Source organism: Bacillus sp. SA1-12, from assembly GCF_000981385.1.
Classification (GTDB): domain Bacteria; phylum Bacillota; class Bacilli; order Bacillales; family Bacillaceae; genus Metabacillus.
This window is the reverse complement of sequence record NZ_LATZ01000089.1, coordinates 1-671: the sequence shown is the minus strand read 5'-3', so window position 1 is coordinate 671 and position 671 is coordinate 1. Positions and strand designations below refer to the sequence as shown.

1 rRNA gene is annotated in these 671 nt (G+C 47.7%); it reads left to right on the top strand.

Annotated elements, in window-relative coordinates:
- Window positions 1–461: ribosomal RNA gene (locus WQ54_RS17945) — 16S ribosomal RNA — on the top strand; the annotation flags it as partial.
- Window positions 462–671 lie beyond the last annotated feature (210 nt).

Sequence of the window (671 nt, the reverse complement as noted above, 5' to 3'; positions counted from 1 at the left end):
GATGTTGGGTTAAGTCCCGCAACGAGCGCAACCCTTGATCTTAGTTGCCAGCATTCAGTTGGGCACTCTAAGGTGACTGCCGGTGACAAACCGGAGGAAGGTGGGGATGACGTCAAATCATCATGCCCCTTATGACCTGGGCTACACACGTGCTACAATGGATGGTACAAAGGGCTGCAAGACCGCGAGGTCAAGCCAATCCCATAAAACCATTCTCAGTTCGGATTGCAGGCTGCAACTCGCCTGCATGAAGCCGGAATCGCTAGTAATCGCGGATCAGCATGCCGCGGTGAATACGTTCCCGGGCCTTGTACACACCGCCCGTCACACCACGAGAGTTTGTAACACCCGAAGTCGGTGGGGTAACCGTAAGGAGCCAGCCGCCTAAGGTGGGACAGATGATTGGGGTGAAGTCGTAACAAGGTAGCCGTATCGGAAGGTGCGGCTGGATCACCTCCTTTCTAAGGATGAAATGAAGGATAAAACCTTCATTAAAAAAGACGTTTCTGATTTTGTTTAGTTTTGAGAGAACTATCTCTCAATGTTGTTCCTTGAAAACTAGATAACGATAACAATTCAAGTATTCACTGAGTTTAAACGCTTAGTTTAGTGATTCTCTTAATAATTAGTAATGACATCATTGATGTCGAAGGTTAAGTTGTTAAGGGCGC